The sequence below is a fragment of the Aeromicrobium terrae genome (assembly GCF_008039565.1).
GTDB classification, from domain to species: domain Bacteria; phylum Actinomycetota; class Actinomycetes; order Propionibacteriales; family Nocardioidaceae; genus Aeromicrobium; species Aeromicrobium terrae.
Window position 1 is genome coordinate 125,941 of sequence record NZ_VDUX01000008.1, and the last position, 26,555, is coordinate 152,495.

The window sequence follows — 26,555 nt, forward strand, 5'->3', positions numbered from 1 at the left end:
GCCTCGAACTCCGTGGCGTTCCGCCGGGCCCTCACCTTGACCTTCATGACGCTCGTCATGCCCGGGTCGGCCCAGCTCGTCATGGGTCACCGCACGATCGGTCGCATCGCCATCCGCATCTGGCTCGGCTGCCTCGCCGTCGGCGGGGTCGTCCTGGTCGTCGCGATGACGTCGCGCACCCATCTGTTCTCCCTCATGACCAACAGCACGCTCCTGGGTCTCGGGCGGTGGCTGCTCATCGCAGGCGCCGTCAGCTGGGTCGCGCTCCTCCTCGACGCCTGGCGGCTCGGACGACCTCTCCAGCTGTCGCGCAACCACCGGCTCTGGATGACCGGGGTGAACGCGGCACTGTGCTTCGCGACCGCCGGCGTGATGTTCTTCGCCGCGCACCTCGTGGCGGTGCAGAACAGCTTCATCGGCACCGTGTTCGCGTCCAGCACGGTGAAAGGCCCGGAAGGCGGCCGGTACAACGTGCTGCTGCTCGGCGGGGACTCCGGCCCCGACCGCAGCGGCCTGCGCCCGGACTCGCTCACCGTCGCCAGCATCGACGCCGACACCGGCCGCACGGTCCTGATCGGCCTGCCGCGCAACCTCCAGGACATCCACTTCCCGAAGGGCTCGGTGATGGCCAAGCAGTTCCCGCGCGGCTTCGACTGCGAGGGCTGCTACCTCAACGCCGTCAACACCTGGGCCAACGACCACGCCTCGCTGTTCCCGAAGACCACCAAGGACCCGGGCCTCGAGGCGACGATGGGCGCCGTCGAGGAGACGACGGGTCTCAAGCTCAGCTACTACGCCATGGTCAACATGCACGGCTTCTCCAAGCTGATCGACGCCGTCGGCGGCGTCACCGTGAACGTGCAGGAGCGCACCGCCATCGGCGGCATCGGCTCGCCGATCCGCGGGTGGATCCCGGCCGGCGAGCAGAAGCTCACCGGCGACCAAGCGCTCTGGTACTCGCGCAGCCGCGTGCAGAACGACGACTGGTCGCGCATGGGGCGGCAGAAGTGCGTGATGAACGCGATGCTGCACCAGGTCAGCCCGAAAAAGGTGCTGTTCAACGTCGAGAAGATCGCGGACTCCAGCAAGGCGCTGCTGACCACGAACATCCCGGCCAGCGACCTGGACGTCTTCATGGACCTCGCCCTCAAGGCGAAGTCGCAGAAGGTCTCGACGGTCTCGCTCGTGCCGCCCGTGATCTACACCGGCAGCCCCGACTTCGACAAGGTCCGTCGCATGATCGACAAGGCCATCGCGAAGGCGGAGGGCCGCTCCACGAACCCCGGCGGCATCATCGACGCGCGACTGTCCCTGCCGAAGCTCGACGACACGGCAGATCCGCGCCAGGCGAACCAGAGCGACGACCTCGACAGCACGTGCTGACGACGCGGAACCCTTGGCTGACTCTCAGCCTTCCTCGGTGATAATGGACCGTCGCCCTTCCACCCGTGAGGCCTCATGACGCATCGTGCGAGCTTGCTGGGGCGCGGATACGCAGGTCACCGCCTGGACTCTCCGCGTCTCCGGTTCCGTCGCGCCCTGGCGCTGTGCGCCATGACCGTCGTGGCCCCGGGGTCCGCCCAGGTCGCCGTCGGCCGTCGGTGGGTCGGGTGGGTCGCGCTCACGGCGTGGGCCGCGCTGCTCCTCGGTGGCGGGTACTACGTGTGGCACGCCGGCACCGACCGCGTCTCCGCCCTCAACAACGCCTTCGACGCCGACGCCCTGCTGCGCCTCCGCATCGGCCTCGCGGTCGTCGTCATCGCCTGGCTCGCCCTGTTCATCGACGCCTGGCGGCTGGCCCGCCCGTTCTCGCTGACGTTCTGGCGCGGCGCGCTCGTCATGGTGGTCAACACCGCCCTCGTGGCGGCGGTCGGCGGCTCCGCGGTCTTCGCGTCGGAGCTGCTGCAGGTGCAGCGTGACGTGGTGAAGACCGTCTTCAAGGCCACCAAGACGTCCGCGCCGCTGGAGGGCCGCTACAACATCCTGCTGATCGGCGCCGACTCCGGGAAGGACCGCACCGGCATCCGGCCGGACTCCCTGACCGTCGCGAGCATCGACGCGGGCACCGGCCGCACCGTGCTGGTCTCGATCCCGCGCAACCTCCAGAACGTGCCGTTCCCGGAGAGCTCTCCGATGCACCAGGTGTACCCGTACGGCTACAACTGCGGCTCGGAGTGCCTGATCAACGCGGTCCACACGGCGGCGCAGAACCGCACGGACCTGTACCCGAACAGTGCCGACCCGGGCCTGGACGCCACCATCGACGCGGTCGAGGGCGTCACGGACCTCAAGATCAACTACTACGTGATGGTCAACCTCAAGGGCTTCCGCAAGCTCGTCGACGCCGTCGGCGGCGTCGAGATGGACGTGAAGACCCGCATCGCGAAGTTCGGCCACGACGACGCCTGGAAGCAGCAGTACATCGAGCCCGGCAAGCAGGTCCTGGACGGCGACAACGCGCTCTGGTACGCCCGCAGCCGCGTCCAGTCCGACGACTACACCCGGATGGGCCGGCAGAAGTGCCTGATGGCGGCGATGCTCGACCAGCTCAGCCCGCAGAAGGTCGTGCTCAACGCCAAGGACATCGCGGCCTCCGGCAAGGAGCTCCTGAGCACGAACCTGCCGGCCAAGGAGCTCGGCCAGTTCGCCGACCTCGCGCTGAAGTCCCGCGGCGAGAAGGTGCGCACCGTCTCGCTCGTCCCGCCCGTGGTCAACACGATCACGCCCGACTTCGCGGCCATCCACCGGATGATCGACGAGGCGATCCAGAAGTCCGAGCGCAACGTGCCGCCGGACCCGAAGTCGACGGACGACCCGGAGACCTCCAAGCCCAACGACACCCAGTCGTCGGCCAACACCACCGACGACCTCGCCGCCTCCTGCTAGGAGGCCTCGTACGCGGCGATGACCTCGTCGGTGGGGCCGTCCATCATCAGGTCGCCCTGGTTGATCCAGAGCACCCGGTTGCAGGTGTCGGCGATGGAGCGCATCGAGTGGCTGACCAGGAACACGGTGCCGGCGTTGTCGCGGATCTCGCGGATCTTCGCCTCGCTGCGGTCGCGGAACGTCTTGTCGCCGACGGCGAGGGCCTCGTCGACGATGAGGATCTCGTGCTGGCGAGCCGTGGCGATCGCGAACTTGAGCCGGGCGGTCATGCCGGAGGAGTACGTGCGCATCGGCAGCTCGATGAACTTGCGGAGCCCGGCGAACTCGACGATCTCGTCGTACTTCTCGTGGATCTCCTCCAGCGTCAGGCCGAGCGCGAGGCCGCCGAGGATGACGTTGCGCTCACCGGAGAGGTCCTTGATCAGCGCGGCGCCGACGCCGAGCATGCTCGGTCGCGACGCCGCGTAGATCGAGCCCTGCGACGTGGGGGTCAGCCCGACGATCGCCCGCATCAGCGTGGACTTGCCCGACCCGTTCGAGCCGATGACGCCGATGCTGTCGTTCTCGTACGCGGTGAACGAGACGCCCTTGAGCGCGTGCACGGTGCGGGTCTTGCGGCTGCGCTGGAGGATCTTGCGCGCCGAGTCGGCCGCCGTCGCACGCTTGCCGGTGGCGAGCACCCGGTACTCGACGTGCACGTCGTCGGCGATGACGACGGGCTTGCGGTCAGTCGGTGCGGCCATAGCGCTCCTCCGCGGCCCAGAAGAAGAGGACGCCGATGATCAGCGTGCCGACGGCCCACACGCCGGAGTACAGCCAGTACTCGGCCTTGACGGCGTAGTACGTGCCGTCGAGCAGCAGGCCGCGACCCAGGCTCATGAACTCGTGGATGGGTTGGAAGTCCGCGATCTTCAGGACCGTCGGGTGCTCCTGGAAGCGCTTCTCGACGCTGAAGAAGACGCCGGACGTGTAGAAGAAGAACCGCGAGATGAACGGCAGCAGCTGCGTGAGGTCGCGGAAGTGGACCGTGAGGCGCGCCGTGATCAGGGTGAGGCCGGCGTTGAAGACCGTGAAGAGCACGACGAGCGGGACGAGCAGCAGCCACGCGGGCTTGGGCACCGTGCCGAACGCGGTGACGATGACCAGCATGATCACGACCATCGGCACGAACTGCAGCAGCCGTTGGGTGACCAGGGCGAGCGGCAGCGCCATCCGCGGGAAGCTCAGGCTCTGCACCAGGGCGGCGTTCGACGTGATCGACTTCGAGCCGGTGGTGAAGCACGTCGAGAAGAACTCGAACATGAACACGCCGATGATCAGGAACTCGACGAAGTGCGCCGGCCGGGCGTTGCTACCGAGCAGGATGCCGAAGATCGTGCCGTAGACGCCGGCGTTGATCAGCGGCTTGAGGACGACCCAGCCCATGCCGAGGCGGTTGCGGCCGTTCTCGGCCTCGATCCGGAACCGGGCGAGCGAGTACACGAACTCACGGCGACGCCAGACGTCGGACAGGTAGTGACCGAGGGGAGGACGCCCGCCGACCTTGTGGAGGCCTGCGCGCGCCGCGTCTTCGGCGAGACTCATCCGCGGGCCTCTCGTGATCGTGGTTGGGCGCGGACGAGTCTAGTGGATCGCCTCATGCGATCCGGGCTCGCTCCTGGTCGGCCACGCCGGTCAGCGCGTCGGGCGTGGCGGACGTCACGAGCACGAGCGAGCCACCGCCGAGTGCGGCCGCCACGAGGAGGTCCGCGTCGCGTCGCACCGTGCCCGGCTCCACGAGCAGGCGTTCGGCCGACGGAGCGGTCCCGGAGGCCAGCTCGGCATGGGTCAGCTCCTCGCCGTCGAGGTCGATCGCGACGGTCTGGGCGGTCGGCGGGTCGAGCGCCAGGAAGACGTCGCCGTGGGGCGGCACCTCGGCACCGAGGTCGAGGAAGCCTTCAGGGGGCTCGGCGAAGCGGGCGCCGAGCGGTCGCAGCGACGCGGCGACGCGGAGCGGCTCGTCGGCCACGAGGTCGGGACCGCTGACGCCGATGTCCGCCTCCACGTCGACGACCGCGGCACCGACGGTCCAGCAGGAGAGCAGCCAGACGAACCGCAGCCAGTGGCTCGGCAGCCCGATGCGCACGCGGCTGCCCGGTGCGGCGTCGAGGTCCTCGACGAGGAAGTTGGACGTCTTGGCGACCCAGTTCGCGGTGGTGACCCCGCTCAGCTCGACCCGCTCGCCGGTGGCCTGGTCGTAGTACGTGAGGAACGGGGCGGCCGGCTGGGGGAGCGCGTCCAGGAGGCGATCGAGCGTGGGCACGCCCGTCAGAGTAGGCGACACGCCGAGGAAACCGGGAATCTTGGAATTCGGCTTGACTTGTGAGAGTGAACAGGCGTGTAATTCCAAGTATGTCATTCGATGAGGCTCTGCTCGAGTCAGACGACGAAGAGCTCATGTGGCAGGAGCGTGCGCTGTGCGCTCAGACCGACCCCGAGGCGTTCTTCCCCGAGAAGGGCGGATCGACGCGCGAGGCGAAGCGGGTCTGCCTCACGTGCGACGTGCGGGGCGAGTGCCTCGAGTACGCTCTGGCGCACGACGAGCGGTTCGGCATCTGGGGCGGTCTGTCCGAGCGCGAGCGGCGGAAGCTCAAGAAGCGCGCCTGAGCGTCCTTTTCCTCGTCCACTAGGCTCGGCGCCTATGGACGAAACCGGGTTGTCGCGCCACTGGCTCGACGATCCGCCCACCGTGGGAGCGGTGCTCGTGGCCCACAACGGCGCCGCGTGGCTGCCGAAGGTGCTGGCCTCGTTCGCCGACATGTTCCACGCCCCCGCCGCCTGGCGCGTGGTCGACGTCAGCTCCACCGACGGCAGCGCCGACCTGCTGCGTGACTCCTTCGGTCCGGACCGCATCACGTACGCGCCGTCGGGCACCGGTTTCGGTGAGGCGGTGCGCCTCGGCGTCGAGTCGCTCCCGCGCACCGACTGGATCTGGCTGCTGCACGACGACGCCGCGGTCCTGCCCGGCACGCTCGCCGGCCTGCTCGACGTCGCCACGTCCGCCGACGACATCGGGGCCGTGGGGCCGAAGATCCGGGAGTGGCCGTCGCTGCGGCGTCTGCTCGAGGTCGGGCTGACCGTCACCAACACCGGAGCGCGCGAGACCGGGCTGGAGACGGGCGAGCCGGACGCCGGGCAGCACGACCGCCCGCGCGACGTCCTCGCGGTCAACAGCGCCGGCATGCTGGTGCGCCGCGACGTCTGGGACGAGCTCGACGGCTTCGACCCGAACATCCCGCTGCACTTCGACGACATCGACTTCGGGTGGCGCCTGGCGCGCGCCGGCTACCGCACACGTACCGCGCCCGGCGGCGTGCTGTTCCACGCCGAGGCGAGCCGGCGCGGCACGCGTCGCCGCACCGCCGGCGACGTCCCCCCGTGGGAGGCCCGCCGCGCCGCGCTGCACACGATGCTCGCGAACTCGCAGGGGGCGCGGTTCTACTGGCAGTACCTGCGGCTGTTCGTCGGGTCGCTCCTGCGCGTGCTCGGCTTCCTGGTGAGCAAGGACCCGGAGTCGGCCTCCGACGAGCTGCTCGCCCTCCGCGCCGTCTACGCCCACCCGATGGACCTGCGAGCAGCGCGCCGGTCGCGGGCCATGACGTCACGTCGCCGCAACCGCGACTTCTCCGGGCTCTTCGCCCCGTTCTGGCTCCCGTACCGGCACGGCTACGACGCGATCCGTGACGCCGTCGTGGCGCTGGTGAAGCCGGAGGCGGTCGAGACCGTCGGCCGGCGCTCGACCCTCGGCGACCAGAGCCCCGACGACGCCGACGACCTCGACGACGGCCCGACGCTCCTGCAGCGCCGGCCCTGGCTGGTCGCCGCGCTCGTCCTGTTCGCCCTGTCCTTCGTCGCCGGGCGCGGCCAGTTCGGCGGCGTCGACGGCGGCTCGCTCGTCGGCGGCGCGCTGCCGCCCACACCGGACACCGCAGGCGACTGGTGGCAGCTGGTCGTCGAGCGCAGCCACGACATCGGTCTCGGCAGCACGTCCATCGGCCCGGTCTTCTCGCTGCTGCTCGCGGCGGTGGCCACGCCGGTCTGGTTCCGGCCGAGCGCGGTGGTCACGTTCCTCATGCTGTTCGCGGTGCCGCTCGCGGGCCTCACGGCGCACCGCCTCGGCCGTCGCATCACGCCGCGCCGCGGCCTCCGCATCGTGTGGGCGGTCTCGTACGCCCTGGCCGTCGTCGCCACGGGCGCGGTCGCCCAGGGCCGCATCGGCACCGTCGTCGCGCTGATCGTCCTGCCGATCGTGGTGAACACCGCCGGTCAGCTCGTCGACGCGCCCGGCTGGCAGCTCGGCCTGCGCCTCGGCATCTGGGTCTCCGTCGCCGCCGCGTTCGCGCCGGTGGTGCTGCCGATCTGCCTCGCCGGCCTGGTGCTCCTGGTCGTCCTCGAGGGCCGGTGGGTCCTGCGCGACGGCATCATCGCCGCCGTCGTCCCGCTCGTCCTGCTCGGGCCGTGGCTGGTGCAGCGCGCCCTCCACCCGCTGCGGATGTGGTGGGAGGCCGGCTACCCGCTCCCGGGCGAGCGGCCCGGTCTCGACACCGCCGTCGACCTCGCCCTCGGCCGGGCCGGCGGCCCCGGCGCTGCGCCCGCGTGGCTGTCCGCCGGACTCGTCGTGCTCGCCGTGCTGGCCCTGGTGCCCACCCGGACCCGCGCGTACGTGCAGGTCAGCTGGGTCGTGGCCCTCGTCGGACTGGCGTTCGCCGTCCTCGGCACGACGCTCACGTACAGCACACCGGCCGGCGCCTCCGACATCACGCCGTGGGTCGGGGTCCCGGTCGTCATCTGGACGGCCGGGCTGCTCACGGCCGTCCTGGTGGCCGCCCCGGAGGTGGGCGGACTGCCTCGTCCGATGCTCGCCGGTCTGGCCGTCCTGGCGCTGCTCCTCCCGGTCGGCACCGGCGCCTGGTGGCTGGTGCGCGGCGTGAACGACCCGCTGGAGCACAGCCGCCCGGACGTCGTCCCGGCGTTCATGGTGCAGCGCCCCGGCGACACGCTGGTGGTCACCGGATCGGTCGAGCGCGGCGTCGACCTCCGCGTCGTCCGTGGCGACGGGCCGTTCCTCGGCCAGGAGGCGCTGGTGCCCGACGACGAGCGCACCGACCGGGCCCGGGCCGCGGTGAGCCGTCTCCTCGCACGCGCGTCGGTGAGCGACGTCCGCGCGCTCAGCGCCATCGGCGTCGACGCCATCTACGCCCCGCGGGCCGACCCGGAGGTGGCGCGTCGCATCGACTCCGCACCGCTCCTCGAGCCCGCCGGCAGCGACCGTCCCGGCTCGCGGGTGTGGTTCCTCAGCGGTAAGCCGAACACCGCCCACGCCGACGGTCCGGCGTGGCACTGGGTCCTCGGCGTCGGCCAGGCGTTCCTGTGGGTCGCCGCGATCGTCCTCACCGCCCCGGTGCGCCGTCGTCACGTGCCGGTGGCGCTCGGCGACGAGGACGAGCTCGACGAGGTGACGTCATGAACTCGATGGGCAGCCGCGTGCTGCGCACCGACCGGCCGGACCTCGCCGCGAGGCTGCGCAACCTCGCACCGCCGGTCGTCGGGGCGGGCCTGCTCGTGCTCGCCGCGGTCGTCCCCGCCGGCGGCGACGACAGCCGTCCGCCCGTCCCCGTCACGGTCCAGGAGTCCTCGTACGCCTGCCCGGCGGGCCAGGACATCACCGTCGCGGCGGGCCAGGTCGAGCGCGGCACCGGGGCCACCGCCCAGGCCCTCCCCGGCAAGACCCCGGTCACCGCCCTTGCCGACGCCGGCGCGTGGCGCACCACCCAGGCCACCGGGTCGGGCGTCATCGTGCGTCAGAAGGGCCGGGCGTCCGGCGCCGTCGGCTTCTACGCCGGCACGGCGAGCAAGAAGCACGGCGGCGGCCTCGCGGTCGGGTCGTGCCCCGCGACGTTCGAGGAGGGCTGGTTCCTCGGCCTGGGGTCCGGCGCCGAGCACGAGTCCACCCTCGTCCTCACCAACCTCTCGGAGTCGCCGGCCGTCGCCGACCTCACGTTCTGGGGACCGCGCGGACCGGTCGACGCGATCGACGCCGACGGGATCGTGGTCGACCCCTTCACCACCAAGCGGGTCAAGCTCGCCGACCTGGCGGCGGGGGAGCCCGAGCTGGCCGTGCACGTGGTCCGGCGGCGCGGCTCGCTGTCCGTGGTGGCCGACGACGAGTCGACGGCCGTCTTCAAGGGGACGGAGCCGGTCAGCAGCTCCCTCGCACCGAGCCGGAGCCAGGTCGTGCCCGGCCTGCCCGGCGACGCGGACGGCCGCACGCTGCTGCTGCTCAACCCGGGCGAGCAGTCGGCCCGGGTGGGGGTCCGGGTCATCGGCCCGAAGAGCACGTTCACGCCGCAGGGCCTCGCGACGGTCAAGGTCGGTCCCGGCCGCCTCAAGGCCGTCGAGGTGCCGCGCTCGGCCGGCTCCGGCCGCATCGCGCTGCGGCTGACGTCCGACCATCCCGTCGCCGCCTCGGTGCGGATCGCCCCGGACACCAAGGACCGTGCGTACGCCGAGGCCGTGGCGCCGCTCGAGGGCACGGCCGTCGTGCCGGTCGAGCTCGGCGACGACCTGAAGGCCCCCGAGCTGGTACTGACCGCTCCGCGTCGTGCGGGATCTGCGCACCTCGTCGCCTACGACGCCCGGATGCGCCGCCTGGCCGAGCACGACGTCACGATCGCGGCCGGCACCACGCAGCACGTCGCGCTCGCCAAGGAGCTCAAGGCCAAGGGGATCGCCTACGTCCTCCTGACCGTGCGCGGCACCGTGCTCGGCGCGGCCACGTACACCGACGGCCACCGCGTCAGCTCGCTCGTGCTCGCCCCGGCGCCCGTCACCGTGCTCGGGCCGCAGGTCCGGTAGGCGGGGGTGCCGGGCCGTGGGCGGCTGATGTGATCAGCGGGGATCGAGGTCATCCGGCGAGACGTGCCACACCTCGGCGAGCCGGTCGAGGACGACCTGCCACACGGCGTCCTCCAGCTCCATCGTGGTCGAGCAGCGCTGGCTGATCGGCAGCCGGTACAGCACGACGCGGTTGACCTCCCCGCGGACGACCGTGCTGCCGGGCACGTCGTCGGACCACTCCGGCGGCAGCAGCGGCGCCTCCTCCACGACGACGTCGACGTGGTCGGGCTCGGTGGCGAAGTGCTTCTCCAGGGCGGCGAGGACGTCGCCGACCAGCAGGTCGAACTGCTGCCGCGGGGTCCGGTGCGCCGGCACGCTGCCGGGCGACAACGGACCAGGCAGCGCCATGGGTCCGCGGGGTCCGCGGCCGCGGCGATCGCGCATCCGGCCGGGCCGCGGACCACTCACGACGGCACCGAACGGGGCTGGCATGCGGTGAGTCTACGTCCCGAGGACCGCGTCTCCGGTTACCCTCACCACGTGGGTGCAACTCGGCGGTGCACGCGATCGGCGTGCTCCCAGCAGGCCGTCGCGACGTTGACGTACGTCTACGCCGACCAGACCGCCGTGCTCGGTCCGCTCGCCACCTATGCCGAGCCGCACACCTACGACCTCTGCGCTGAGCACTCGCAGCGCCTGTCCGCCCCGCGCGGCTGGAACGTGCTGCGTCTCGCGCCGGATCCGGCCACGGTCGAGCCGAGCCACGACGACCTGGTCGCCCTGGCCGACGCGGTGCGCGAGGCCGGACGGCCAGCGGCGCCGGCGCCGGACGAGCCGCCCGCGCTGCGGCTCGTGAAGCCCCCGATTCCCGACGGAGTCTGATGGATCCACGCCTGGCGGCGGTGGTCAAGGCGTATGACGTCCGAGGCCGCTCGCCCGAACAGCTCGATGCCGCCCTCGCCCGTGCGATGGGTGCGGCGTTCGCCGACGAGACCGGGATCAGCGACGGCCGCGGCCGCGCCGTCGTCGGTCACGACATGCGCACGTCGTCGCCGGAGATCGCCGGCGCTGTCGCGGACGGCATCCGGTTCCGCGGCGCGAGCGTCGTCGCCATCGGGCTCGCCTCCACCGACCTGCTCTACTGCGCGTCCGGGGTGCTCGACCTCCCCGGCGTCATGGTCACGGCGAGCCACAACCCGGCCGGCGACAACGGCCTGAAGATGTGCCGCGCCGGCGCCCGCCCGATCGGCCTCGACACCGGTCTGGGAACGATGGCCGAGGCGGCGAGCCCGCTGCTCGACGCGACCGTCGAGCCGGCGGAGGGAACGTCGGTCGAGACGATCGACTTCCTCACCACCTACGTCGACACCCTCCTCGGGCTCGCCCCGGTGAAGGGCCGCCGACTGACGGTCGTCGTCGACGCCGGGAACGGGATGGCCGGCCACACTGTCCCGGCGGTGTTCGACCGCCTCGACGTCGACCTCGTGCCGCTCTACCTCGAGCTCGACGGCACCTTCCCCAACCACGAGGCCAACCCCCTCGACCACACGACGCTCGTCGACCTCCAGGCCGCCGTGCGCGAGCACGGCGCCGACATCGGCCTGGCGTTCGACGGCGACGCCGACCGCTGCTTCGTCATCGACGAGACCGGTGCCGTGGTCTCCCCGTCCGCGATCACCGCCCTCATCGCCACCCGCCACCTCGCGCACGAGCCGGGGGCCACGATCCTGCACAACGTCATCACGTCGCGCGCGGTGCCGGAGATCGTCACCGAGCACGGGGGGGTGGCGGTACGCACGCCGGTCGGCCACTCGCTGATCAAGGCCGAGATGGCGCGCACGGGCGCGGTCTTCGGCGGCGAGCACTCCGGCCACTTCTACTTCCGCGAGTTCTACCTCGCCGACTCCGGCATGCTCGCGGCCCTGCACGTGATGGGTGCGCTCGCGGAGACCGACACCACGGTGAGCGCGCTGATGGCGGAGTTCTCGCGCTACGCGGCGTCGGGCGAGATCAACAGCCGCGTCGACGACGCCGCCGCCGTGATCCAGCGTCTCGAGGCCGACTACGCCGAGCACGACCTCGACCGGCTCGACGGCCTCACCGTCACCGCGGACGACTGGTGGTTCAACGTGCGGCCGTCGAACACCGAGCCCCTGCTCCGGCTGAACGTCGAGGGGGCGGACGAGCCGACCATGGCCCGGGTGCGCGACGAGGTCCTGGCTAGGATCCGGGCATGAACCTCGACCCCGCCCTGCTCGACATTCTGGTGTGCCCGCAGTGCCGGGCCACCTTGTTCGTCGACGACGACGCCGAGGAGCTCGTGTGCAGCAGCTGCCAGCTGGCCTACCCCGTCCGCGCTGACATCCCGGTGATGCTCGTCGACGAGGCGCGGCCCCTGTGAGCTCGCCCGAGGGCGGCACCAAGGCCGTCATCGCCGCCCTGCTCGCGAACATCGGGATCGCGATCACGAAGTTCATCGCGTTCCTGCTGACCGGGTTCTCGTCGATGCTCGCCGAGTCCATCCACTCGGTCGCCGACTCCGGCAACCAGGCGCTCCTGCTGATCGGCGGCAAGCGGTCGAAGCGCGAGGCCACCGAGGAGCACCCGTTCGGCTTCGGCCGCGAGCGCTACATCTACGCGTTCATCGTCTCGATCGTGCTGTTCACCGTGGGCGGCCTGTTCGCGCTGTACGAGGCGTACCACAAGTTCCACGAGATCCACGGCGGTCACGGCGACGACCTGTTCGACAGCAAGTGGCGGCTCGTCCCGCTCGTCGTGCTCGGCATCGCGATCGTGCTCGAGGGCCTCTCGTTCCGCACCGCGATCATCGAGGGCAGCAAGGTGCGCGGCGACCACTCCTGGTGGTCGTACATCCGCAACGCGAAGTCGCCGGAGCTGCCGGTGATCCTGCTGGAGGACTTCGCCGCGCTCGTCGGCCTGGTCGCCGCGTTCGTGGCGGTCGGGCTGTCGCTCCTCACGGAGAACGCGTACTTCGACGTCGCCGGCACGGCGTTCATCGGCACGCTCCTGATCGTCGTCGCGATCGTCCTGGCCATCGAGGTCAAGAGCCTCCTGGTGGGGGAGTCCGCGACGCCGGCCGCGGTCTCGCGCATCCGCACCGCCATCGGCTCCACCGACGGCGTCGACCGGGTCATCCACCTCAAGACGCTGCACATCGCGCCCGAGGAGCTGCTGGTCGCCTGCAAGATCGGCGTGCTCCCCGAGGCGACGGCGGCCGACGTGGCCACCGCCATCGACGCCGCGGAGCGGGCGATCCGCGCCGCGGAGCCGATGGCGGTCCAGATCTACCTCGAGCCGGACATCTACCGCGGCTAGGCCGGCGGCGTCTCCAGCGGGTCCAGCTCCTCGACCACCTCGGGGTCGCCGGCGTCCGCGTGATAGTCCGACGGCTTCGTGTCGTCGATCCCCTCGTAGACCCCGGTGGCACGGAACACGACGGTGAGCACCACCGAGACGATCAGGTTCAGCACGAGCGCCGTCAGCCCGAAGTAGATGAGGTTGTCGCTGAGGTCGATGCCGAAGACCTCCAGCGGCGCCACCGATCCGCCGAAGTGTGAGCCCGGGTCGCCGACCGCCGGCGTGTTGTACGCGGCGATCGTGCCCCACGCCATGCCGACGGCCCAGCCGGCCAGCAGGGCGTGCCGGTGGAACCAGCGCGTGTAGAGGCCGATGACGATCGCCGGCAGCGTCTGCAGGATCCAGATGCCGCCGAGCAGCTGCAGGTTGATGGCGAAGTCGTTCGGCAGCGCGAGCACGAAGATCAGCGCGCCGAACTTCACCAACAGGCTGGCGACCTTGCTCTGCTGCGCCTCCTGCGCCTCGCTCGCGCTCGGGTTGATGAACGACTTGTAGATGTTGCGCGTCCAGAGGTTGGCCGCCGCGATCGACATGATCGCCGCCGGCACGAGCGCGCCGATGGCGATGGCCGCGAACGCCACACCCGCGAACCACGGGCTGAACTCCTGCTCGAACAGCTGCGGGATGGCCAGCTGCGCGTTGTCGACCTTCACGCCCGCGGCGATGGCCGCGAGACCGAGCAGGGCGAGCAGGCCGAGCAGGAACGAGTACGCGGGCAGCAGCGACGCGTTGCGCCGGATGACGCTGCGGCTCTTCGTGGACAGCACCGCCGTGACGGAGTGCGGGTACATGAACAGCGCGAGCGCCGAGCCCAGCGACAGCGACGCGTACGCCCACTGGGCCGTGCCCATGCCGGGGATCAGCCCCTTCGGCTTGGCGTCACCGGCCGCGATGGCGTCGGCGTTGTCCTGGTTGAACGCGTCGAACGCGTGGCCGGCCTTGTCGAAGATGCCGTCCCAGCCGCCGAGCTGGGTGGGCAGGTAGATCACCGCGACGATGATCACGATGTAGATCAGCGAGTCCTTGACGAACGCGATCAGCGCCGGCGCGCGCAGGCCTGACGAGTACGTGTACGCCGCGAGCAGTGCGAAGGCGATGAACAGCGGCAGGTCCTTCTCGAACCAGCCGGCGTCATCTCCGCCGCCGATGCCGATGACGTCGAGCACCGCCTGGATGCCGACGAGCTGCAGCGCGATGTACGGCATCGTCGCGAGGATTCCGGTGAACGCGACGGCCAGGCTGAGCGGGCGTGAGTCGAAGCGGCCCTGCACGAAGTCGGCCGGGGTCACGTAACGACGACGGTGCGAGACCGACCACAGCCGCGGCAGGAACACGAAGATGATCGGGTACAGGATGATCGTGTACGGCACCGCGAAGAAGCCGGTGGCGTTCCCCGCGTAGAGCAGCGCCGGCACGGCGATGAACGTGTACGCCGTGTAGATGTCGCCGCCGATCAGGAACCACGACACGAACGTGCCGAAGCTCCGGCCGCCCAGGCCCCATTCGTCGAGGTTGTCGAGCGCGGCGGCCCGGCGCCACCGGGCCGCGAGGAAGCCCATCACCGTGACGAGCAGGAAGAAGAACAGGAAGACCGCGAAGGCCACGCCGTCGACGTCGCTCATCGGCGACCACGCCCCTGCACGAGCCAGTACGCGACGCTCGTGAGGATCACCGACAGGATCACCAGCAGGAACTGGTACCAGAAGAAGAACGGGATCCCGGCGAGGTCAGGTGACTCCTTGGCGTACGTCCACGTCAGCAGTGGCACGACGATCGCGACGGCCAGGATCACTCCCGCCGCGTAGAGCCGTCCAGGTCCGGGCATCGGTCGGTCGGTCATGGGTCCCCCTTGTCCCCCCGGCTGTGACCCCCGTCACAGCACCATCGGCCACCGTAGTACACCGGTCCGTACGTGGCACCTGACCTGCCCCGGTACGATGGCGCCCATGGATTTCAACGTCGCTGACCTGTCCCTGGCCGAGTTCGGACGCAAGGAGATCGAGCTCGCCGAGCACGAGATGCCGGGACTCATGGCCATGCGCGAGCGCTACGGCGCCGAGCAGCCGCTCGCCGGTGCCCGGATCGCCGGCTCCCTCCACATGACCGTGCAGACGGCGGTCCTCATCGAGACGCTCACGGCGCTCGGTGCGGACGTCCGCTGGGCGACGTGCAACATCTTCTCCACGCAGGACCACGCGGCCGCCGCGGTCGTCGTCGGCAAGGACGGCACGCCGGACGACCCGAAGGGCACGCCCGTCTTCGCGTGGAAGGGCGAGACGCTCGCCGAGTACTGGGACGAGGCCGAGAAGGTCTTCGGCTTCGCCGAGGGCGGCCCGAACGTCCTCCTCGACGACGGTGGCGACATCACGCTGCTGCTCCACAAGGGTGTCGAGTTCGAGAAGGCCGGCGCCGTGCCGCCGCAGGACAGCACCGACAACGAGGAGTACAAGGAGGTCCTCCGGGTCCTCGAGCGCTCCCTCGCCAACGACCCGCAGCGCTGGACCAAGATCGCGCAGGACATCCGCGGCGTCTCCGAGGAGACCACCACCGGCGTCCTCCGCCTGTACGAGCGCTTCAAGGACGGCACGCTGCTGTTCCCGGCGATCAACGTCAACGACTCGGTCACCAAGAGCAAGTTCGACAACAAGTACGGCTGCCGTCACTCGCTGATCGACGGCATCAACCGCGCCACCGATGTCATGATCGGCGGCAAGGTCGCCGTGGTCTGCGGCTATGGCGACGTCGGCAAGGGCTGCGCGGAGTCGCTGCGCGGCCAGGGCGCTCGCGTCATCGTCACCGAGATCGACCCGATCTGCGCGCTGCAGGCCGCGATGGACGGCTACGAGGTCAAGCGCCTCGAGTCCGTCGTGGAGACCGCCGACATCTTCATCACGACCACGGGCAACTTCGACATCATCCGGGTCGAGCACTTCGAGAAGATGAAGCACCAGGCGATCGTCGGCAACATCGGCCACTTCGACAACGAGATCGACATGGCCGGCCTCGCCAAGATCCCGGGCATCGTCAAGGACGAGATCAAGCCCCAGGTCCACCAGTGGATCTTCCCCGACGGCAAGAAGATCATCGTGCTGTCGGAGGGCCGCCTCCTCAACCTCGGCAACGCCACCGGCCACCCGTCGTTCGTGATGTCGAACTCGTTCACGAACCAGGTGCTGGCGCAGATCGAGCTCTACTCCAAGGCCAACCAGTACGAGCTGGGCGTGCACGTCCTGCCGAAGCACCTCGACGAGGAGGTCGCCCGCCTGCACCTCGACGCCCTCGGCGTCGAGCTGACCGAGCTCAGCAAGGAGCAGGCCGAGTACCTCGGCGTCGACGTCGCCGGACCGTACAAGTCGGACCACTACCGCTACTGATTCCCGCTCCGGCGGCATCATTGGCTCCATGAGCTACAGGCGGAGCAAGCGCGACCGGGTGCTCGTCGTCGACGACGACGCGTCCCTGGCCGAGATGCTCAGCATCGTCCTCGACGGGGAGGGGCTGACCACCGAGGTCGTCCGCTCCGGCGACAAGGTGATGGAGGCGTTCGCGTCCTTCAAGCCGGACGTCGTGCTGCTCGACCTGATGCTGCCGGGACTGGACGGCATGAGCGTGTGCCGGCGCATCCGCGCGACGTCGGCGGTGCCGATCATCATGCTCACGGCGAAGTCCGACACCCCGGACGTCGTGCGGGGGCTCGAGGCCGGCGCGGACGACTACATCACGAAGCCGTTCAAGAACACCGAGCTCGTCGCCCGCATCCGGGCCCGCCTGCGTCGCACCGACCAGATCGCCGAGAAGCTCGAGTTCGGCGACATCGTGCTGGACCCGGCCGGGCACACCGTCACCCGCAAGGGTGAGCCGCTCGACCTCACGCCGCTGGAGTTCGACCTGCTGGCCTGCCTGCTGGGCAGCCCGCAGCAGGTGTTCACCCGCGAGGTGCTGCTGCAGAAGGTGTGGGGCTACCACCACCCCGGCGACACCAAGCTGGTGAACGTCCACATGACCCGACTGCGCTCGAAGATCGAGGACGACGCCGACGACCCGCAGGTGATCCGCACCGTGCGGGGGGTCGGCTACCAGGCGATCGCACCGGGATGACGCCGTGCGCCCCTTGATGCGCGTGCTGCGCCCGGTGGCACTCGTGTGGCGGCGATCCATCCAGGCGCGCGTGGTCGCGAGCACGATCGTCCTGAGCACGCTCGTCATCGGGGCCACCGGCTGGGCGCTGCTGAGCGACGTCGCCGACGGCCTGGCCGACTCCCGCCGCGAGGCCGCGATCGCGGAGGCCAAGTCGGGGTTCCGGTTCGCGCAGGACCAGCTCGACGCCTCCCTGGCGTCGGAGCCGGCCACGCAGGCGCAGGCGCTGACCCAGATGGTCGACTCCCTCACGGGGTCCCGCGGCGGTCAGCGCGGGTACGAGCTCGTGCTCGAGGGCCCGCTGGGCGGCGAGGACGTCCCGGTGCGCTCGTCGGCCGCCATCGCCCCAGGGTCGCTGCCGTCGGACCTCCGCAAGACGGTGTCCACGCGCACCGGCACGTACTGGAGCTTCTCCGGCCTGTCGGTGCTCGGCCGGAGCGACAGCGAGCCCGGCGTGGTCGTCGGCAGCCAGATCCGCTCGCCGCGCACCGGCGACGCGTACGCGATGTTCTACCTGTTCTCGCTGCACGACCAGCAGGACACGCTCGACCTCGTCCGCCGGGCGCTGCTCCTCGGCGGCCTGGCGATGGTGCTGATGGTCGGCGGCGTCGCCTGGCTGGTCTCGCGCCAGGTGCTCAACCCGGTGCGGCTGGCCCGTCGCATCGCCGAGCGGTACGCCGCCGGCAGCCTCGAGCAGCGGATGCTCGTGAGCGGCGAGGACGACATCGCCCGCCTGAGCATCTCGTTCAACCAGATGGCGGCCAGCCTGCAGAGCCAGATCCGTCGGCTGGAGAACCTGTCGCGGCTGCAGCAGCGCTTCGTCTCCGACGTCTCGCACGAGCTCCGCACCCCGCTGACCACCGTGCAGATGGCCAGCAGCGTGCTCTACGACCAGCGCGAGCGGTTCGACGCGCAGACCGCGCGTTCCGCGGAGCTGCTGAAGCGCGAGCTGGACCGGTTCGAGGAGCTGCTGTCCAACCTGCTGGACCTCAGTCGCTTCGACGCCGGCGCCGCGCAGCTCGAGCTCGACGCCGTCGACCTCAGCGAGATCGCCAAGCAGGCCGCGCAGGAGTCCATCCTCGGCCGGCACGGCATCGAGGTCCGGCTGATCGGGGTGGACCAGCCGGCCGTCGTCGAGGCCGACATCCGCCGCATCGACCGAATCGTGCGCAACCTGCTGACCAACGCGGCGAAGTACAGCGGGTCACCGGTGGTGGAGATCGAGGTGGCGCAGGACGACGAGCTGGTGTCGCTCGCCGTGCGCGACTTCGGCGTCGGCCTGTCCGGCGACGAGAACCTGCGCGTCTTCGACCGGTTCTGGCGCGCCGACCCCGCCCGCACGCAGGGCGGCACCGGGTTGGGCCTGGCCATCTCGCGCGAGGACGCCGCGCTGCACGGCGGCTCGCTGCTCGCCTGGGGGCGCAAGGGCGAGGGCAGCGAGTTCGTGCTCACCCTCCCGAAGATCGTGCCCATCGGCGACGAGGACACCGGGCGCGGCCCCACCCCCGTCGTGCGGACGGTCTACGCATGAGGTGGGTCGCGGTGGCGCTCACCGCCGTCCTCGTCTCCGGCTGTGCCGGCATCCCGTCGTCGGGGCCGGTCCAGCGCGTGGCGGACGACCGGGGCAAGCCGCAGAGCACCGTCCGGTACGCGCCGGTCGGCCCGGCGCGGGGAGCGTCGCCGCAGCAGATCGTCCGCGGCTACCTCGACGCGATGCTCGCCTACCCGGTCTCCACGGGCACGGCGGCGGCGTACCTGACGCCCGAGGCGGCCGACACCTGGAAGTCCGCCAACGGCGTGACGGTCTACGCCGAGCCGCGCGTCTCCCTGGCCCGATCCACGCTCTCCGACGGCGACGAGCAGACGTCGGTCGTCGAGCTGCGCTCCACCACGGTCGAGCGCCTCGACCGGCAGGGCCGCACCGTCCGGGCCGGCCAGGACGAGCCGCGGTCCTACATCCTGGCGAAGGTCCGCGGTCAGTGGCGCATCACCAACCCGCAGGCCGGAGTCATGGTCACCCGCTCGTACTACACCGACTACTTCCGGGCCTTCCCGATCTACTTCTTCGACGCCCCGGGTCAGCGGCTCGTCCCCGAGGTCGTGCACCTCGCGGTCGGCGACCAGCTCCCTACCGGGCTGGTCACGAGCCTCGCGCTGGGCACGTCCTCCGGGACGCTCCGCACCTACGTGCCGCGCGCGTCCGCGCTGCAGTCGTCGGTCTCGGTGAACGACCAGGGCATCGCCGACGTCCAGTTCTCGAACAGCCTCGCGCGGCTCGCCGAGGACCAGCGGAACCACCTCGCCGCCCAGATCGTGTGGACGCTGCGCGCGGTGCCGGGGCTCGCCGGGGTGCGGATCTTCGGCGACGACGCGATCCTCCGGGCCGGCGACGACCGGGTCCAGTCGATCGGGGCGTGGGGCGAGTTCGGCCCGCTGGCGGTCGACCGGCACACGTACGCGGTGGTCGGGAACCGCCTGGTGGAGGTCGACGGCGGCACGCTGAAGCGGGTCAGCGGCCCGTGGGGCACCGACGCCCTCGAGGCCGTCGACGTCGCCGTCTCCGGAGCGGCGATCGCGGCCGTGCTGCCTGGTCGCAGCCGGGTGCGGATCACCGATCGCGACGGCAAGAGCCCGCGCAGCCACGACGGCGAGGGCCTGATCGCCCCGCGGTGGGACGAGGACGGGCAGCTGTGGCTGGTCGACCGGCCCGACGGCGTCACCCGCGTCCGCCTGGTGCCGTCCGGCGACAAGGCGCGCGCCGTCCCGGCCGGCCGCCTGAGCGGCCTCACCGTCCGCTCCTTCGACGTCTCGCCCGACGGCGGCCGCGTGGCGCTGGAGGCGGATCGGCGCGGATCGACCGCCCTCTACGTCTGCGACGTCCTGCGCGACGGCAAGAACCGCGTCACCGGCCTGGGCGCACCGCAGCTCGTCGACACCGGCGTCCCCGCCCCGCACTCGGTGTCCTGGGCGTCGACCACCCGTCTGGTGTTCCTCGGCTCCACCGAGGCCGGCGTCCAGGTGCACGAGGCCGCGATCGACGGCACCGACGTCGAGGGCGGCGCCACGGGCGGTGGGCCACTGCTGCCCGACGTGCGGGCCACGCACCTCGTCGCCGACGCGGGAGCGGACGGCAGCGCGTGGGTCACGGACTCCCGCAAGCGGCTCTGGTACCTGGCTCCCGGCCGCTCCTGGCGCCTGCTCGACGACCGGGCGTTCAGTGGATTGACCTCGGGCGACTGACGGCGGGTCCGGCTAGCGTCGCGGCATGCGTCTCGCGACCGCCGCCGCCGACCTCCTCCTTGGGGCCCAGTGCCCCGGCTGCGGCGCGCCGAGCACCTCGGTGTGCCGGCGCTGCTGGATCGCGCTGGACCCGTCACCCCGGCTGGTCCGGCACCACGCCGTCCCGACCGTCGCCGCCGGCGAGCACACGGACCTCCTGCGCGACGTGATCGTGGCGTGGAAGGAGGAGAACCACGCCACCCTCCTGAACCCGCTGGCGCACCTGCTCGCCGCCTCGATCGCCGCGCTGCCGCTCGACGGGCCGCTCACGCTCGTCCCGGTGCCCGCCAGCCGCCGCAGCCGTCGCGCCCGAGGCGCGGATCTGGTGGCGGACCTGGCGGCAGCGGCGTCAGACCGCCTGCGCCCGGTCGGCGTCGAGGCCCACGTCAGCCCTGCGCTGCGCCTCACCCGCCGCACGGCGGACCAGTCGGGCCTCGACGCCGAGCAGCGTGCGCGGAACCTCCGCGGCGCGTACGTCTCCCGGCCAGGAGCCCTGCCGAACCTCGTCGTCGTCGACGACGTCGTCACCACCGGAGCCACGATCGGCGAGGCGGTGCGGGCGTTGCGCGCCGCCGGGCACCGGCCCGTCGCCGCCGCGGTCGTCGCCAACCGGCCATGAGTTTCGCTCCACGTCTGGTCTCTGCGCCATCTCCGGTCTACGGTCACAGATATGGCATGAGGAGTTCGCTTCGAGACGCAGGGAGGCCCCATGGAAATCGTCGTCAAAGGTCGGAACAGCGAGATCTCCGACCGGTTCCGGGAGCACGTGCAGGAGAAGCTGCTCCGGATCGAGAAGTACGACCAGCGTCAGAAGATCCATCGTGTCGAGGTCGAGGTCACGCACGAGAAGAACCCTCGTCAGCACGACACCGCCGCCCGTGTCGAGATGACCTTGCGGTCGCGCGGACCGGCCGTCCGGGCCGAGGCCGCCTCCACGGACCAGCACTCCGCCCTGGACGCCGCGATCGACAAGCTCGAGTCGCGCCTGCGCCGGGCCACGGACCGCCGGCGCATCAGCCACGGGCAGCACGCCCCGACGTCACTGGCCGCGGCCACCGCGGACATGCCGGCCGACCTGATCGTTCCTGACGACGACGACCCCGTCCCCACGCACTCCGTCGCCGGGGTGAAGGTGCAGGGCGAGGACTGCCCGCTCGTGGTGCGGGAGAAGACGCACAGCGCCCCGCCGATGACGCTCGAGCAGGCTCTTCACGAGATGGAGCTCGTCGGCCACGACTTCTTCCTGTTCCTGGAGAAGGACTCCATGCGGCCGAGCGTGGTGTACCTGCGCAAGGGTTACGACTACGGGGTCATCCACCTGGACGTCACGGACCAGTAGTTCCGAATCGCGCCCATCGTCCTGGATCGTGGCATGATCGGGGCGTGGCTGGACGGGGTGCAAGCATCAGGGTCCTCCTGGTCGACGACCAGGAGCTGTTCCGCCGTGGCGTCAAGATGGTCCTCAGCTCCGACGACTCCCTGGAGCTGGAGGAGGTTGACGACGGCGACAAGGCCATCGCGGCCGTGACCGACAACCCGCCGGACGTCGTGCTGCTCGATGTCCGCATGCCGGGGCGGTCAGGCGTGGAGGTCTGTGCGTCCATCAAGGAGCTCTCGCCCTCGACGGGCATCATCATGCTCACCGCGAGCGACGAGGAGAGCGACCTCTACGAGTCGATCAAGAGCGGGGCCTCCGGGTACCTGCTGAAGGACGGCTCCACCTACGACCAGGTGGCCGAGGCCGTGCGTCTCGTCGCCGCCGGGCAGTCGCTGATCAGCCCGAGCATGGCCACGAAGCTGCTCGACGAGTTCGTCACCATGACGAAGAGCCCGTCGCCGGCGGCCCAGCTCACCAACCGCGAGCTCCAGGTGCTCAAGCAGGTCGCGCGCGGCCAGAGCAACAAGGAGATCGCGGAGGAGCTGTTCATCAGCGAGAACACGGTCAAGAACCACATCCGGAACATGCTCGAGAAGCTGCAGATGAAGTCGCGCATGGAGGCCGCCATGTACGCCGTCCGCAGCAACCTGCTCCAGGATTGATCCGGCTCAGCCCGCTGCAGGCGCGCCGGATCGCGCTCGCGGCCCAGGGCTTCACTCGCTCACGACCAGCACGAGTCACGTCACGCCACCTGAACGCGACGATCGCGCGCCTGGGCTTCTTCCAGATCGACTCGGTCAACGTGCTGCAGCGCGCCCACTACCTCCCGATGTACTCACGGATGGGGCCGTACGACGTGGAGCTCCTGCACCGCGCCGCCGGCCGCGCCCCGCGCCGGCTGTTCGAGTACTGGGCGCACGAGGCGGCCTTCGTCGACGTCGCCCTGCGCCCCGCGTTCCAGTTCCGGATGGACTCCGGTGCCCGGATGTGGGGGAGCATGGCCCGGATCATCGAGGAGAAGCCTGATCTGGTGGCCTGGGTGCTCGACGAGGTGCGCCGGAAGGGCCCGCTGACCGCGCGCGAGATCGAGCACGACACCGAACGCTCCAAGGAGAACTGGGGCTGGAACTGGTCCGAGGCGAAGATCGCGCTGGAGTACCTCTTCTACAAGGGCGAGGTCACCGCGGCCCGGCGCACGACCCAGTTCGAGCGGGTCTACGACATCCCGGAGCGCGTCCTCCCGGCCGGGGTCCTCGCTCAACCGCCTCTCGCCCCCGACGCCGCCCACCTCGAGCTGGTCCGCCACGCCGCCCGCGCCCTCGGCGTCGGAACCGTCCAGTGCCTGCGCGACTACTTCCGCCTCCAGCCGGAGCCCACGCAGCGGGCCGTCGCGACGCTCGTCGAGTCCGGCGAGCTCGTGCCGGCCGAGATCGTCGGCTGGAAGCGCCCGGCGTACCTCCACGCGGAGGCGGCCCGGCCGCGGTCCGTGAAGGCTCGCGCCCTGCTCAGCCCGTTCGACCCGCTGATCTTCGAGCGCACCCGCACCGAGCAGCTGTTCGGCTTCCGGTACCGCATCGAGATCTACGTCCCGGAGCACAAGCGCGTCCACGGCTACTACGTGCTGCCGTTCCTCCTCGGCGACAGCCTCGTCGCCCGCGTCGACCTCAAGGCCGACCGTGCGGCGTCGACGCTCCGTGTCCTCAGCGCCTGGGCCGAGCCCGGTGCCCCGGAGAACACCGCCACCGAGCTGATGGCCGAGCTGCGCCTGATGGCCGACTGGCTGGGCCTGGAGCACATCGAGGTCCGGCCGAAGGGCGACCTCGCATTGCCGAGCACCTAGACTTGTCCGGTGCCCAAAGTCGTAGACAAGATCCTTCGCATGGGCGAAGGCAAGATCCTTCGCCAGCTCGAGGCGATCGCCAAGCAGGTCAACGCTCTCGAGCCCGAGTTCGAGGCCATGACCGACGCCGAGCTGCAAGGCATGACGGCCGAGTTCAAGGAGCGCCTCGCGGCCGGTGAGAGCCTCGACGACCTCATGCCCGAGGCGTTCGCCACGGTCCGTGAGGCGGCCAAGCGCGTGCTGGGCCAGCGGCACTTCGACGTCCAGCTCATGGGCGGCGCCGCGCTGCACCTCGGCAACATCGCCGAGATGAAGACCGGTGAGGGCAAGACGCTCGTCGCCACGCTGCCGTCGTACCTCAACGCGCTGGCCGGCGAGGGCGTCCACGTCGTCACGGTCAACGACTACCTCGCCAAGTACCACGCGGAGTGGATGGGCCGCGTCTACCACTTCCTCGGCCTGAGCGTCGGCATGATCCTGCCGAGCATGACCCCGGCCGAGCGCCGCGAGTCCTACGCCGCCGACATCACCTACGGCACCAACAACGAGTTCGGCTTCGACTACCTGCGCGACAACATGGCTGACGACCTCGCCGCCTGCGTCCAGCGCGGCCACTTCTTCGCCATCGTCGACGAGGTCGACTCGATCCTCATCGACGAGGCCCGCACGCCGCTGATCATCTCCGGCCCCACGGAGGACGAGGTCAAGTGGTACGGCGAGTTCGCCCGCATCGTCGGCGGCATGCAGGTCGACGTCCACTACGAGGTGGACGAGAAGAAGCGCACCATCGCCGTCAACGAGGCCGGCATCGACCGCGTCGAGGACCAGCTCGGCATCGACAACCTCTACGACGCCGTCAACACGCCCCTGATCAGCTTCCTGAACAACGCCATCAAGGCGAAGGAGCTGTTCAAGCGCGACAAGGACTACGTCGTCATGGACGGCAACGTGCTGATCGTCGACGAGCACACGGGCCGCATCCTCGACGGCCGCCGCTACAACGAGGGCCTGCACCAGGCGATCGAGGCCAAGGAGAACGTGCGGATCCGCGAGGAGTACCAGACCCTCGCCACGATCACGCTGCAGAACTACTTCCGCCTCTACGAGAAGCTCGCCGGCATGACCGGCACGGCCATGACCGAGGCCTCGGAGTTCGACAAGATCTACAAGCTCGGCGTCGTGCCGATCCCCACGAACAAGCCGATCGCGCGCGTCGACCAGCCGGACCTCGTCTACCGCACGGAGGTCGCGAAGTTCGACGCCGTCGTCGAAGACATCGCCGAGCGGCACGCCACCGGCCAGCCGATCCTCGTCGGCACCACGAGCGTCGAGAAGAGCGAGCGCCTCTCCGCCATGCTGCGCAAGCGCCGCATCCCGCACGAGGTCCTGAACGCCAAGCAGCACGAGCGTGAGGCGTCGATCGTCGCGATGGCGGGCCACAAGGGCGCCGTCACGGTCGCCACCAACATGGCCGGCCGCGGCACCGACATCATGCTCGGCGGCAGCGTCGAGTTCCTCGCCGACCAGGCCCTGCGCGAGAAGGGTCTCGACCCGCTCGAGGACTCCGAGGCGTACGAGGCTGCTTGGCCCGACATGCTCAAGCAGGTCGAGGCCCGCGTCGCGGCCGAGCACGAGGAGGTCACCGCCGCCGGTGGTCTCGCCGTCATCGGCACCGAGCGGCACGAGTCGCGCCGCATCGACAACCAGCTGCGCGGTCGTTCCGGCCGTCAGGGCGACCCGGGCGAGACGCGCTTCTACCTCTCGCTCGAGGACGACCTGATGCGCCTGTTCAAGGCCGACTGGGTCAACTGGGTGCTGCAGACGATGAAGATCCCCGACGACGTGCCGATCGAGAACAAGCGCGTCACCGGTGCCATCGCATCGGCGCAGGCGCAGGTCGAGGCGCAGAACTTCGACACCCGCAAGAACATCCTGAAGTACGACGACGTGATGAGCCGCCAGCGCGAGGTCGTCTACACCGAGCGCCGGCGTGTGCTCGAGGGCGAGGACCTGCAGGAGTGGGTCCAGTCGATGGTCACCGAGGTCACCGGCGCGTACATCGAGGGCGCCACCGACGGCTTCCCGGAGGAGTGGGACCTCGAGCAGCTCTGGACCGCGCTCGGCACGCTCTACCCGATCGGCCTGACGATCGCCGACGTCGAGGCACAGGCGGGCGGCCGTGAAGGCCTGAGCCGCGAGTACCTCCAGGAGCTCGTGGCCGAGGACGCCGCCGCCGCGTACGCCCGCCGCGAGGAGGAGCTCAGCCCGCAGATCATGCGCGAGCTCGAGCGCCGCGTCGTCCTGAGCGTGCTCGACCGCAAGTGGCGCGAGCACCTCTACGAGATGGACTACCTGCGCGAGGGCATCGGCCTGCGCGCGTACTCGCAGCGCGACCCGCTGGTGGAGTACCAGCGCGAGGGCTTCGACCTGTTCACGGCCATGATGGACGCCATCGCCGAGGAGTCCGTCGGGTTCCTGTTCAACCTGGACGTCCAGGTCGAGGAGGCGCAGCCCGACGACCCGGCCGCGGCCGTCGGTCCGGAGGCGCACCTGCGCGCCAAGGGCCTGCAGGAGCGGAAGGCGCCGCAGAACCTCGCGTACTCCGCTCCGAGCGAGGGTGGCGACGTCGAGGTCCGGGCCGGGGATCAGGAGTCCCTCGACCCGGAGGAGAACGAGCGCCGCGCCCAGCAGAACGCCAAGAACAAGGCCCGCCAGAAGGCGAAGCAGCAGCGCAAGTCCCGCAAGAAGAACCGCTGACAACAGTCTGGCTTCACCGTGGTC

General features: G+C 70.6%; 24 protein-coding genes. 18 read left to right on the plus strand and 6 right to left on the minus strand.

What is annotated here, in order from left to right; translation table 11 throughout:
• Positions 1–45: 45 nt before the first annotated feature.
• Both FHP06_RS14940 and FHP06_RS14945 read left to right on the plus strand, forming a co-directional pair.
• Positions 46–1,383: an LCP family glycopolymer transferase gene (locus FHP06_RS14940; RefSeq protein WP_230973539.1), complete on the plus strand. Its 1,338-nt coding sequence runs from the start codon at positions 46–48 to the stop codon at positions 1,381–1,383.
• A gap of 171 nt (positions 1,384–1,554) precedes the next feature.
• Positions 1,555–2,886, plus strand: coding sequence for an LCP family protein (locus FHP06_RS14945; RefSeq protein WP_187271961.1), 1,332 nt, complete (start codon positions 1,555–1,557; stop codon positions 2,884–2,886).
• On the opposite strand, the gene FHP06_RS14950 is transcribed toward FHP06_RS14945, so the two are convergent.
• The 3 genes from FHP06_RS14950 to FHP06_RS14960 are packed head-to-tail and all read right to left on the minus strand — an operon-like array spanning position 2,883 to position 5,188.
• A complete protein-coding gene (locus FHP06_RS14950) occupies positions 2,883–3,629 on the minus strand; it encodes an ABC transporter ATP-binding protein (RefSeq protein WP_147687598.1) in 747 nt (248 codons plus the stop codon). The genes FHP06_RS14945 and FHP06_RS14950 overlap by 4 nt on opposite strands.
• Entirely contained in the window at positions 3,613–4,470 is an 858-nt protein-coding gene (locus FHP06_RS14955; protein ID WP_147687599.1) for an ABC transporter permease, read from the minus strand. The genes FHP06_RS14950 and FHP06_RS14955 overlap by 17 nt, the downstream gene beginning before the upstream one ends.
• A gap of 52 nt (positions 4,471–4,522) precedes the next feature.
• Positions 4,523–5,188, minus strand: coding sequence for a TIGR03089 family protein (locus tag FHP06_RS14960; protein WP_187271962.1), 666 nt, complete (start codon positions 5,186–5,188; stop codon positions 4,523–4,525).
• 89 nt (positions 5,189–5,277) lie between these two features.
• On the opposite strand from FHP06_RS14960, the gene FHP06_RS14965 reads away from it, so the two are divergent.
• Genes FHP06_RS14965 through FHP06_RS14975 form a run of 3 tightly spaced genes read left to right on the plus strand, consistent with a single transcriptional unit; the run spans position 5,278 to position 9,780 of the window.
• Positions 5,278–5,532 carry a WhiB family transcriptional regulator gene (locus FHP06_RS14965; RefSeq protein WP_147687601.1) on the plus strand — a complete coding sequence of 85 codons (255 nt, stop codon included), beginning with the start codon at positions 5,278–5,280 and terminating at the stop codon, positions 5,530–5,532.
• Between the two features lie 34 nt (positions 5,533–5,566).
• Entirely contained in the window at positions 5,567–8,392 is a 2,826-nt protein-coding gene (locus FHP06_RS14970) for a glycosyltransferase family 2 protein (protein WP_147687602.1), read from the plus strand.
• Positions 8,389–9,780, plus strand: coding sequence for a DUF5719 family protein (locus tag FHP06_RS14975; RefSeq protein ID WP_147687603.1), 1,392 nt, complete (start codon positions 8,389–8,391; stop codon positions 9,778–9,780). Before FHP06_RS14970 ends, FHP06_RS14975 begins: the two co-directional genes overlap by 4 nt.
• Before the next feature lie 33 nt (positions 9,781–9,813).
• Here the strand turns inward: FHP06_RS14975 and FHP06_RS14980 are convergent, their stop codons facing one another.
• Entirely contained in the window at positions 9,814–10,254 is a 441-nt protein-coding gene (locus tag FHP06_RS14980) for a metallopeptidase family protein (protein ID WP_147687604.1), read from the minus strand.
• 48 nt (positions 10,255–10,302) lie between these two features.
• On the opposite strand from FHP06_RS14980, the gene FHP06_RS14985 reads away from it, so the two are divergent.
• The 4 genes from FHP06_RS14985 to FHP06_RS15000 are packed head-to-tail and all read left to right on the plus strand — an operon-like array spanning position 10,303 to position 13,098.
• Complete coding sequence (locus tag FHP06_RS14985) at positions 10,303–10,644, plus strand: DUF3499 domain-containing protein (RefSeq protein WP_147687605.1); 342 nt, start codon at positions 10,303–10,305, stop codon at positions 10,642–10,644.
• Positions 10,644–11,999 carry a phosphomannomutase/phosphoglucomutase gene (locus tag FHP06_RS14990; protein ID WP_147687606.1) on the plus strand — a complete coding sequence of 452 codons (1,356 nt, stop codon included), beginning with the start codon at positions 10,644–10,646 and terminating at the stop codon, positions 11,997–11,999. The genes FHP06_RS14985 and FHP06_RS14990 overlap by 1 nt, the downstream gene beginning before the upstream one ends.
• A complete protein-coding gene (locus FHP06_RS14995; RefSeq protein ID WP_147687607.1) occupies positions 11,996–12,163 on the plus strand; it encodes a Trm112 family protein in 168 nt (55 codons plus the stop codon). Before FHP06_RS14990 ends, FHP06_RS14995 begins: the two co-directional genes overlap by 4 nt.
• Positions 12,160–13,098 carry a cation diffusion facilitator family transporter gene (locus tag FHP06_RS15000; protein WP_147687608.1) on the plus strand — a complete coding sequence of 313 codons (939 nt, stop codon included), beginning with the start codon at positions 12,160–12,162 and terminating at the stop codon, positions 13,096–13,098. Before FHP06_RS14995 ends, FHP06_RS15000 begins: the two co-directional genes overlap by 4 nt.
• Here FHP06_RS15000 and mctP read toward each other — a convergent pair.
• Positions 13,095–14,762: a monocarboxylate uptake permease MctP gene (gene mctP / locus FHP06_RS15005; protein WP_147687609.1), complete on the minus strand. Its 1,668-nt coding sequence runs from the start codon at positions 14,760–14,762 to the stop codon at positions 13,095–13,097. The two genes, FHP06_RS15000 and mctP, sit on opposite strands and share 4 nt — an antisense overlap.
• A complete protein-coding gene (locus FHP06_RS15010; protein WP_147687610.1) occupies positions 14,759–14,980 on the minus strand; it encodes a DUF3311 domain-containing protein in 222 nt (73 codons plus the stop codon). The genes mctP and FHP06_RS15010 overlap by 4 nt, the downstream gene beginning before the upstream one ends.
• A 106-nt stretch (positions 14,981–15,086) precedes the next feature.
• Between FHP06_RS15010 and ahcY the strand changes: the two genes are divergently transcribed.
• From ahcY to secA, 9 genes are all read left to right on the plus strand, one after another.
• Entirely contained in the window at positions 15,087–16,514 is a 1,428-nt protein-coding gene (gene ahcY, locus FHP06_RS15015) for an adenosylhomocysteinase (RefSeq protein WP_147687611.1), read from the plus strand.
• A 28-nt stretch (positions 16,515–16,542) separates the two neighbouring features.
• Positions 16,543–17,238 carry an MtrAB system response regulator MtrA gene (gene mtrA / locus FHP06_RS15020; protein WP_147687612.1) on the plus strand — a complete coding sequence of 232 codons (696 nt, stop codon included), beginning with the start codon at positions 16,543–16,545 and terminating at the stop codon, positions 17,236–17,238.
• A 4-nt stretch (positions 17,239–17,242) separates the two neighbouring features.
• Positions 17,243–18,808 carry an MtrAB system histidine kinase MtrB gene (mtrB, locus tag FHP06_RS15025; protein WP_147687613.1) on the plus strand — a complete coding sequence of 522 codons (1,566 nt, stop codon included), beginning with the start codon at positions 17,243–17,245 and terminating at the stop codon, positions 18,806–18,808.
• Positions 18,805–20,517, plus strand: a complete 1,713-nt coding sequence (locus tag FHP06_RS15030) for an LpqB family beta-propeller domain-containing protein (RefSeq protein WP_147687614.1) — start codon at positions 18,805–18,807, stop codon at positions 20,515–20,517. The genes mtrB and FHP06_RS15030 overlap by 4 nt, the downstream gene beginning before the upstream one ends.
• Positions 20,518–20,542: 25 nt before the next feature.
• Positions 20,543–21,175: a ComF family protein gene (locus FHP06_RS15035; protein WP_147687615.1), complete on the plus strand. Its 633-nt coding sequence runs from the start codon at positions 20,543–20,545 to the stop codon at positions 21,173–21,175.
• A gap of 90 nt (positions 21,176–21,265) precedes the next feature.
• Positions 21,266–21,895, plus strand: a complete 630-nt coding sequence (gene hpf / locus FHP06_RS15040) for a ribosome hibernation-promoting factor, HPF/YfiA family (RefSeq protein WP_147687616.1) — start codon at positions 21,266–21,268, stop codon at positions 21,893–21,895.
• A 44-nt stretch (positions 21,896–21,939) separates the two neighbouring features.
• Positions 21,940–22,596 (plus strand): response regulator, encoded by a 657-nt coding sequence (locus FHP06_RS15045; RefSeq protein WP_147687617.1) that lies wholly within the window; start codon positions 21,940–21,942, stop codon positions 22,594–22,596.
• Entirely contained in the window at positions 22,593–23,774 is a 1,182-nt protein-coding gene (locus FHP06_RS15050) for a winged helix-turn-helix domain-containing protein (protein WP_147687618.1), read from the plus strand. The genes FHP06_RS15045 and FHP06_RS15050 overlap by 4 nt, the downstream gene beginning before the upstream one ends.
• 39 nt (positions 23,775–23,813) lie before the next feature.
• Positions 23,814–26,531 (plus strand): preprotein translocase subunit SecA, encoded by a 2,718-nt coding sequence (gene secA, locus FHP06_RS15055; protein WP_230973540.1) that lies wholly within the window; start codon positions 23,814–23,816, stop codon positions 26,529–26,531.
• Positions 26,532–26,555: the final 24 nt, after the last annotated feature.

Bases quoted from the DNA above. Each gene is read 5' to 3' on its own strand.
- FHP06_RS14990 (WP_147687606.1), top strand. From the start codon at position 10,644: ATGGATCCACGCCTGGCGGCGGTGGTCAAGGCGTATGACGTCCGAGGC.
- FHP06_RS14970 (WP_147687602.1), top strand. From the start codon at position 5,567: ATGGACGAAACCGGGTTGTCGCGCCACTGGCTCGACGATCCGCCCACC.
- FHP06_RS15035 (WP_147687615.1), top strand. From the start codon at position 20,543: ATGCGTCTCGCGACCGCCGCCGCCGACCTCCTCCTTGGGGCCCAGTGC.
- FHP06_RS14995 (WP_147687607.1), top strand. From the start codon at position 11,996: ATGAACCTCGACCCCGCCCTGCTCGACATTCTGGTGTGCCCGCAGTGC.
- FHP06_RS14965 (WP_147687601.1), top strand. From the start codon at position 5,278: ATGTCATTCGATGAGGCTCTGCTCGAGTCAGACGACGAAGAGCTCATG.
- FHP06_RS14980 (WP_147687604.1), bottom strand. From the start codon at position 10,254: ATGCCAGCCCCGTTCGGTGCCGTCGTGAGTGGTCCGCGGCCCGGCCGG.
- secA (WP_230973540.1), top strand. From the start codon at position 23,814: ATGGGCGAAGGCAAGATCCTTCGCCAGCTCGAGGCGATCGCCAAGCAG.
- mtrA (WP_147687612.1), top strand. From the start codon at position 16,543: ATGAGCTACAGGCGGAGCAAGCGCGACCGGGTGCTCGTCGTCGACGAC.
- FHP06_RS15030 (WP_147687614.1), top strand. From the start codon at position 18,805: ATGAGGTGGGTCGCGGTGGCGCTCACCGCCGTCCTCGTCTCCGGCTGT.
- FHP06_RS14945 (WP_187271961.1), top strand. From the start codon at position 1,555: ATGACCGTCGTGGCCCCGGGGTCCGCCCAGGTCGCCGTCGGCCGTCGG.
- ahcY (WP_147687611.1), top strand. From the start codon at position 15,087: ATGGATTTCAACGTCGCTGACCTGTCCCTGGCCGAGTTCGGACGCAAG.
- hpf (WP_147687616.1), top strand. From the start codon at position 21,266: ATGGAAATCGTCGTCAAAGGTCGGAACAGCGAGATCTCCGACCGGTTC.
- FHP06_RS14940 (WP_230973539.1), top strand. From the start codon at position 46: ATGACGCTCGTCATGCCCGGGTCGGCCCAGCTCGTCATGGGTCACCGC.
- FHP06_RS14950 (WP_147687598.1), bottom strand. From the start codon at position 3,629: ATGGCCGCACCGACTGACCGCAAGCCCGTCGTCATCGCCGACGACGTG.
- FHP06_RS15010 (WP_147687610.1), bottom strand. From the start codon at position 14,980: ATGACCGACCGACCGATGCCCGGACCTGGACGGCTCTACGCGGCGGGA.
- FHP06_RS14955 (WP_147687599.1), bottom strand. From the start codon at position 4,470: ATGAGTCTCGCCGAAGACGCGGCGCGCGCAGGCCTCCACAAGGTCGGC.
- FHP06_RS14975 (WP_147687603.1), top strand. From the start codon at position 8,389: ATGAACTCGATGGGCAGCCGCGTGCTGCGCACCGACCGGCCGGACCTC.
- mctP (WP_147687609.1), bottom strand. From the start codon at position 14,762: ATGAGCGACGTCGACGGCGTGGCCTTCGCGGTCTTCCTGTTCTTCTTC.